We start from the raw sequence: 7,620 nt of genomic DNA, 5'->3' as shown, positions 1-7,620 counted from the left end.
ACCGGCCCGAGGCCGCGAACCGCTGGCTGCCGCTCGATGCGCAGGCCGGCAAGCCGGCTGCCGGGCCGCCCGCCGTGCCGCCGAGGCCCGCGTGGTTGCTGGCGGAGCCGCTGCCGTTGTTGATGCGCGGGGAGCGGCCGGTATTTCATACGCCGCTCAGGATGATGTCGTCGGTGGAACGGATCGAGGCCGGGTGGTTCGACGGTCAGCTCGCTGCGCGCGATTACTGCGTCGCGCAGGACGAGGCCGGTGCGTGCTACTGGGTGTTCAAGGAGCGGGCGGGGAGCGAGGCCGAGCCGCGCTGGTTCCTGCACGGCCTGTTCGGGTGAGCGGTCATGGTTGCGGAATTCAGCTGGCTGCCCGATTACGCGGAGTTGTTCTGCCGTTCGAACTTTTCGTTCCTGCATGGCGCGTCGCATGCGGAAGAACTGGTCGAGCGCGCGTTCGAGCTCGGCTATCGCGGGATCGCGATCACCGACGAATGCTCGCTCGCCGGTGCGCCGCGCATGCATGTCGCGGCGAAGGCGAAAGGGCTGCCGCTCGTCATCGGTTCGTATTTCGACGTCACGCCGGATGAAGTCGCGCCCGGCCACGATCCGGGCCCCGGCGCGTTCGGGCTCGTGTTGCTTGCGCAGAATCGTGAAGGCTACGGCAACCTGTCCGAGCTGATTTCGTGGCGACGGATGGCATCGCCGAAGGGCACTTACAAGCTGACGTCGCGGATGCTGTCGGCGCCACCTGCCGAGTTTGCGCACTTGCGCGGCATGCCCGACTGCTTCGCGATTCTCGTGCCGACGTATCCGGTGCGTGCTGATGTACTCGATGCGCAGGTCGCGTGGTTTCGCACGACCTTCGGCGAACGTGCACGGCTCGGGCTCGTGCAACTGCAGCGCGCGCTGGACGGTGCGCAGCGCGAGGAGATTCGTGCGGCCGGCGAGCGGCGCGGCGTGCGCATCGTCGCACTCGGCGACGTGACGATGCACCGGCGCTCGTGCAAGGAACTGCAGGACGTGATGACGGCGATTCGCGTCGGCATGCCGGTTTCCGAGTGCGGGTATGCGCTTGCGCCGAATGCGGAACAGCATTTGCGTTCGCGGCAGCGTATCGGGCAACTGTACTCGCCGGACGAGATTGCGCAGACGTGCGCAATTCTCGATGCGTGTCCGTTTGAACTGGACTCGCTTCGCTACGAATATCCCGACGAGATCGTGCCGAAGGGGCACACGCCGACGAGTTACCTCAAGCAGGAGACCCGGAACGGTGCGCTTCAACGTTACTCCGGAAAGGTACCTGGGCACGTGCAGGAGCGGATCGACTACGAGCTGGCGCTGATTGAGAAACTCCGTTACGAACCGTTCTTCCTGACCGTCTACGACATCGTCAAATACGCGCGCAGCCAGAACATCCTGTGCCAGGGCCGCGGCTCGGCGGCGAACTCGGTCGTCTGCTTCTGCCTTGGCATCACCGAGGTGAATCCCGAGCAGAGCACGATGCTGTTCGAACGCTTCATCAGCGCGGAGCGCGGCGAGCCGCCCGATATCGACGTCGACTTCGAGCATCAGCGCCGGGAAGAAGTGATCCAGCACATCTACGAAAAATACGGACACAACCGCGCCGCACTCGCGGCCGCCGTATCGACCTATCGCCCGCGTGGCGTGCTGCGCGAAACCGGCAAGGCGCTCGGCGTCGATCCGATGCTGGTCGACCGCGTCGCGAAAGCGCACCGCTGGTTCGACGGCAGCCGCGACCTGCTGCAGCAATTCTCGACGATCGGGCTCGATCCCGAGACGCCGCTCATCCACGCGTGGGCCCGGCTCGCCGCGCGGCTGCTGAACTTTCCGCGCCATCTTTCGCAGCACTCGGGCGGTTTCGTGATCAGCCGCGGCAAGCTCACGCGGCTCGTGCCGGTCGAGAACGCGGCGATGGACGGGCGGCGCGTGATCCAGTGGGACAAGGACGATCTCGAGGCACTCGGGCTGATGAAGGTCGACGTGCTCGCGCTCGGCATGCTGTCGGCGCTGCATCGCGCATTCGACATGCGCACCGCGTGGCGCGGGCCGCCGGAGCCGGATGGTGAGCCGTTCACGCTGAAGCACATTCCGCAGGATGACAAAGCGACCTACGACATGATCTGTCGTGCCGACACGGTCGGCGTGTTCCAGATCGAATCGCGTGCGCAGATGTCGATGCTGCCGCGCCTGCGCCCGCGGACTTACTACGATCTGGTGATCGAGGTCGCGATCGTGCGGCCGGGGCCGATCCAGGGCGGGGCGGTGCACCCCTATCTGAAACGCCGCCAGGGAATCGAAAAGGTCAGCTATCCGAAGGAGGACCTGAAGCCCGCGCTCGAACGGACGTACGGCGTGCCGATCTTCCAGGAACAGGTGATGCAGATCGCGATGATCGCGGCCGGCTTCACGCCCGGCGAGGCTGACGAACTGCGCCGCGCGATGGCCGCGTGGAAGCGCAAGGGCAATCTCGAGAAATATCACCGCAAGATCGTCGACGGGATGCGCGAGCGCGACTATCCGCCCGACTTCGCCGAACAGATCTTCGAGCAGATCAAGGGCTTCGGCGATTACGGTTTCCCCGAAAGCCACGCAGCAAGCTTCGCGAAACTTGCGTACGCCAGCAGCTGGCTCAAATGCCACGAACCGGCGATCTTCCTTGCCGCGCTGTTGAACAGCCAGCCGATGGGTTTCTACCCGCCGTCGCAACTCGTGCAGGACGCGAAGCGCCACGGCGTGCAGGTGCGGCCGATCGACGTGACGCAAAGCAACTGGGAAGCATCGCTCGAAGCGCTGCCCGGCCAGCCGCCGCCGCACGGGCAGCCGGCCGTGCGGCTCGGCCTGTCGCTCGTGCGCGGTCTCGGCGAAGCCGCCGCGCGCCGCATCGAAGCCGCACGCGCGACGGGGCCGTTCGACAACGTCGATACCCTCGCGCGCCGCGCGCAGCTCGAACGCCGCGATCTCGAGGCGCTCGCCGCCGCGAACGCGCTTGCGACGCTCGCCGGCCATCGCCGCGATGCGCTGTGGCAAGCGGTTGCAGCGGCACCCGAACGCGACCTGCTGGCCGCCGCGCCGATCGACGAACCCGAGAAGCCCGTACTCGGCGCGCCGTCGGAAGCCGACGACATCCTCGCCGACTATCACACCACCGGCCTCACGCTGAACCGCCACCCCGTCGCGCTGCTGCGGCCCGAGCTACGCGCGCGGCGGCTGTCGTCCGCGGCCGAATTGCACGACCGACCCGACGGCCGGCTCGCGCGCGCGTGCGGGCTCGTGACCGCGCGGCAGATGCCGGGTACCGCGAAAGGCGTGATGTTCATGACGCTCGAGGACGAAACGGGCTGCGTGAACCTGATCGTCCGGCCCGAGCTGCTCGCGCGGCAGCGCCGCGAAACCCTCGATTCGCGGCTGCTCGCCGCGTCCGGCGTGTGGCAGGTCGCGAGCGACGTGAGGCACCTCGTCGTGCAGCACTTCGAGGATCTGACGCCGCTGCTCGGCGGCCTGCGTACATCGAGCCGCGAGTTCCACTGACGCACCGTGGCGGTGGCGGCGCGCCTGCCGCCTTCCGTGCATACCAGTCGGCTCAACTGGTTCTATTTCGGTCTCATATCTGCCCCCGAAACATGGCTGGTCCGCCCACTGGAACTGACCCCTTGCATACCACTCCGGGTAAATACCTATTCTGCACTTCGTTGTAAACAAAGGGTTTCTTGGCACTAAAACGCTTGCCGGGCAAGGCTTTCGGCGATTTCGGCGCAGCTAATACCAGTTCGTTGACTGGTATTATTGTGGTTATATAATGCCCTCACTTTCGACGGCCTGCGGTCGTCGTCCGACACCCGGAGGCACATGGAAACCGGCTGGTCCGAACTGGCGCCCGATCCCCTCAGCGACACGCCGCTTTATCTGCAGCTCGCCCGCAACCTGGCGAGCGCGATTCACGCCGGCGCGTGGCGGGCCGGCGAGGCGCTGCCGTCGGAGCGGCTGCTGTCGGTGTCGGTCGGCGTGTCGCGGATCACGGCCCGTCGCGCACTCGCGCTGCTGGTCGAGCAGGGGCTGATCAAGCGGGCGCGCGGGGCGGGCAGCTTCATCACGCCGCGCGTCGCCGATCCGTTGTCGCGTCTCGTCGGCTTCACCGCGAAGATGCAGCAGCGCGGCTTCGTGCCCGATTCGGTGTGGCTGTCGCGCACGCTGCGCGCCGCAAACCGCGACGAGATCACGCGTCTCGGCCTCGCGCCCGGCGCGACGGTGGCGCGGCTCGAACGGCTGCGCCGCGCGGACGGCATCGTGATGGCCGTCGAGCACTCGACGCTGCCGGCCGCGGTGGTGCCGGATCCGCAGGCACTCGGTGCGTCGCTGTACGAATACCTCGAAGCGCGCGGGATGACCGTCGTGCGCGCGCTGCAGCACTTTCGCGCGGCGAATGCGACCCACGCGATCGCGAAATGGATGGCGGTGAAGCCGGGCTCGGCGCTGCTGGTGATCACGCGGATCGGCTACGGCGCCGACCAGCGCGCGATCGAAGTGAGTGAGACGTATTGCCGCGACGACTATTACGACTTCGTCGCCGAACTGAAACGCTGACGCGCGAGACTGCCCGCGTGCGGTAAGCGTGAAGTCACGACATGGATTTGCAAATCACGACGCGGATGCCCGCGTCACCAGATCATCAAGAGAACGTCATGCTGACTGGAAACATCCTTACCCCCGACGGCTGGATTCACGGTTCGCTCGATAGCGAGAACGGCCGCATCACGACCCTCGACGGCAAGCCCGTCGATCCCGCGAAGAACGACGCGCCGTACATCCTGCCCGGCTTCATCGACCTGCACGTGCACGGCGGTGGCGGCGCCGACGTGATGGAAGGCGGCGACGCGATCGAGACGATCGCCCGCACGCATGCGCAATTCGGCACGACGAGCCTGCTCGCGACGACGATGACCGCGCCGCGCGACGAACTGATGAAAGTCGTCGGCAACCTCGGCAGCGTCGCGCGCACCCGCACGCCGGGCGGCGCACGGGTGCTCGGCGTGCACCTCGAAGGGCCGTACATCAACCCCGGCAAGCTCGGCGCGCAGCCCGACGCGGCCGTGTCCGCCGTGCTCGACGAAGTGCTGAAGTACCTGTCGATCGCGCCGATCCGTGTCGTCACGCTCGCGCCGGAAATCGCCGGCCACATCGAGATCATCGGCGAGATGGCCGCGCGCGGCGTGCGCGTGCAGCTCGGCCATTCGCTCGCGACCTACGACGACGCGGTGGCCGCGCTCAAGCACGGGGCGTGCGGCTTCACGCACCTGTTCAACGCGATGTCGCCGCTGCATCACCGCAACCCGGGCCTGGTCGGCGCGGCGCTTGCACATGCCGAATACGCGGAAATCATCCCCGACCTGCTGCACGTGCACCCGGGCGCGATTCGTGCTGCGCTGCGCGCAATCCCGCGCCTGTACGTCGTGACCGACAGCACGTCCGCCACGGGCATGCCCGACGGCGAATACCGGCTCGGCAGCCAGCACGTGACGAAGTGCCTCGGCGGCGTGCGCCTCGCTGACGGCACGCTCGCCGGCAGCACGCTGACGATGGACCAGGCGCTGCGCAACCTCGTGTCGCTCGGCCTGCCGATCGCCGACGTGTCGAACCGGATGTCGCGCTACGCGGCCGACTACCTCGGCATCGCCGATCGCGGCCGCCTCGAGCGCGGTGCATGGGCCGACCTCGCGGTGTTCGATCGCGACCTGAACCTCACCGCGACCTATGTCGAAGGAGAATCGATTGTCGAATATGCTTAAGGAAGCGCGCGAGTCCGCCCAGGTCGTCGCCGCGCAGATCGCCGATACCGCGCGCGTCGAAGCGCTCGCCGGCCAATTGCTCGATCACCCGCCGGCCGTTGCGCTGACGGTCGCGCGCGGCAGCTCGGATCACGCCGCGAGCTATTTCGCGAGCCTGACGATGAGCCGCCTCGGCGTGCCGGTCGCGTCGCTGCCGATGTCGGTCGCCACGCTGCAGCAGGCGCCGCTGAAAGTGCAGGACCAGCTCGCGATCGCCTTCTCCCAGTCGGGCAAGAGCCCCGATCTCGTCAATACGATGGCCGCGCTGCGCGAAGCCGGCGCGCGCACCGTCGCCGCCGTGAACGTGCTGCCGTCGCCGCTCGCCGATGCATGCGAGCACCAGTTGCCGCTGCTCGCCGGCCCCGAACTGTCGGTGGCCGCGACGAAGAGCTATATCGCGATGCTGTCGCTGTCCGCGCAGATCGTCGCCTACTGGCAGCGCGACGCCGCGCTGATGACCGCGCTGCGCGGCCTGCCCGACGTGCTCGCGCAGGCCGGCCGGCTCGACTGGTCGCAGGCGGTTGCCGCGCTGGCCGGGGTCGAGCGGATGATCGTGATCGGCCGCGGCCTGGGCCTCGCGATCGCGCAGGAAGCCGCACTGAAACTGAAGGAAACCTCCGGCATCCAGGCCGAGGCGTTCTCGAGCGCCGAAGTCCGCCACGGCCCGATGGAGCTGATCGACCGCGACTATCCGCTGCTCGTGTTCGCGCCGCCTGGGCCCGAGCAGGCCGGCCTGCTGCAGCTCGCCGAAGACATGCGCGCCCGCGGCGCCGCCGTGCTGCTCGCGGTGCCCGCCGGCACGCCCGGCGTATCGGGCACCGTGCTGCCGCTTGCGCAGTCCGCCCATTCGGCGCTCGACCCGATCGCCGCCATTCTTTCGTTCTACGTGATGGCGGCGGATCTCGCCGTCGCGCGCGGCCGCAATCCCGACACGCCGCGCCACCTGAACAAAGTCACCGAAACGCACTGATAGCCGAGACAGCCGATGAGACGCGCCGAGGAGTCCCAGTTGAAGAGCCCCACCCACGATCAGATCGTCCTGCTTAGCCCCTTGACGGGGCCGATCGTCGCGCTGGCCGACGTGCCCGATCCGGTGTTCTCCGGCGGGATGTTCGGCGACGGCATCGGCATCGACCCGCTCGCGGGCCAGCTCGTCGCGCCGTGCGCGGGCGTCGTGTCGCATCTCGCGCGCACGGGCCACGCGGTGACGATCACGACGCCGCAAGGCGCGGAAGTGCTGCTGCACATCGGCATCGATACCGTCGAGCTGAACGGGCAGGGCTTCATCGCGCACGTCGAGGCCGGCGCGCGCGTTGAAGCGGGCGATCTGCTGATCGAGTTCGACCAGGACGCGGTGGCGCGCAGCGCGCATTCGCTCGTGTCGGTGATCGCGATCGCGAACTCCGACGCATTCGAGGTCGTCGATCGCGCCAGCGGCTTCGCGACGGCCGGCGAGACACCGCTGCTCGCGCTACGCGGCAAGGGCGAAGCGGCCGTGCAGGCGGCACAAACCGGCGCCGCGGCGCACAACGAAGTGCACCGTGAAATCGTGCTGGCGCAGCCGGGCGGCCTGCATGCGCGGCCGGCCGCGCGGGCGCGCGAAGCGGTGCGCGGGTTCGACGCGACCGTCGACGTGCTGTTCGACGGCCGCAAGGCGTCGATCGCGAGCGTCGTCGGCCTGCTCGGCCTCGGCGCTGGCGAAGGCGCGACGGTCGAACTGGTCGGCCGTGGCGCGCACGCGCAGCAGGCCGTCGATGCGGTCGAGCACGAGCTGCTGCGCGAAGCGA

5 protein-coding genes and 1 pseudogene are annotated in these 7,620 nt (G+C 68.2%); all 6 read left to right on the top strand.

All coding sequences use genetic code 11. The features are described from left to right. A pseudogene (locus tag G3N64_RS37400) lies at window positions 1-329 on the top strand (DNA polymerase Y family protein); the annotation flags it as partial. A gap of 6 nt (window positions 330-335) precedes the next feature. Then, on the top strand, window positions 336-3,539 hold the full coding sequence (locus G3N64_RS37395; RefSeq protein ID WP_205788632.1) for an error-prone DNA polymerase: 3,204 nt from the start codon (window positions 336-338) through the stop codon (window positions 3,537-3,539). Window positions 3,540-3,857: 318 nt separating this feature from the next. Continuing rightward, window positions 3,858-4,592 (top strand): GntR family transcriptional regulator, encoded by a 735-nt coding sequence (locus G3N64_RS37390; RefSeq protein WP_039346124.1) that lies wholly within the window; start codon window positions 3,858-3,860, stop codon window positions 4,590-4,592. Window positions 4,593-4,690: 98 nt separating this feature from the next. Then, window positions 4,691-5,794 carry an N-acetylglucosamine-6-phosphate deacetylase gene (nagA, locus tag G3N64_RS37385; RefSeq protein ID WP_175951476.1) on the top strand — a complete coding sequence of 368 codons (1,104 nt, stop codon included), beginning with the start codon at window positions 4,691-4,693 and terminating at the stop codon, window positions 5,792-5,794. Continuing rightward, the gene (locus G3N64_RS37380; RefSeq protein WP_205788633.1) at window positions 5,787-6,803 is read left to right on the top strand and encodes an SIS domain-containing protein; all 1,017 of its coding nucleotides are present in this window, start codon (window positions 5,787-5,789) and stop codon (window positions 6,801-6,803) included. The genes nagA and G3N64_RS37380 overlap by 8 nt, the downstream gene beginning before the upstream one ends. 15 nt (window positions 6,804-6,818) lie before the next feature. Further along, window positions 6,819-7,620: PTS glucose transporter subunit IIA (locus G3N64_RS37375; RefSeq protein ID WP_205788631.1), on the top strand; the 802-nt coding region annotated here is incomplete at its 3' end.

This window comes from Burkholderia sp. Ac-20344 (genome assembly GCF_017104975.1).
Lineage (GTDB): Bacteria > Pseudomonadota > Gammaproteobacteria > Burkholderiales > Burkholderiaceae > Burkholderia.
This window is presented reverse-complemented; position numbering and strand designations above follow the sequence as displayed.

Bases quoted from the DNA above. Each gene is read 5' to 3' on its own strand.
- G3N64_RS37395 (WP_205788632.1), top strand. From the start codon at position 336: ATGGTTGCGGAATTCAGCTGGCTGCCCGATTACGCGGAGTTGTTCTGC.
- G3N64_RS37390 (WP_039346124.1), top strand. From the start codon at position 3,858: ATGGAAACCGGCTGGTCCGAACTGGCGCCCGATCCCCTCAGCGACACG.
- nagA (WP_175951476.1), top strand. From the start codon at position 4,691: ATGCTGACTGGAAACATCCTTACCCCCGACGGCTGGATTCACGGTTCG.
- G3N64_RS37380 (WP_205788633.1), top strand. From the start codon at position 5,787: ATGCTTAAGGAAGCGCGCGAGTCCGCCCAGGTCGTCGCCGCGCAGATC.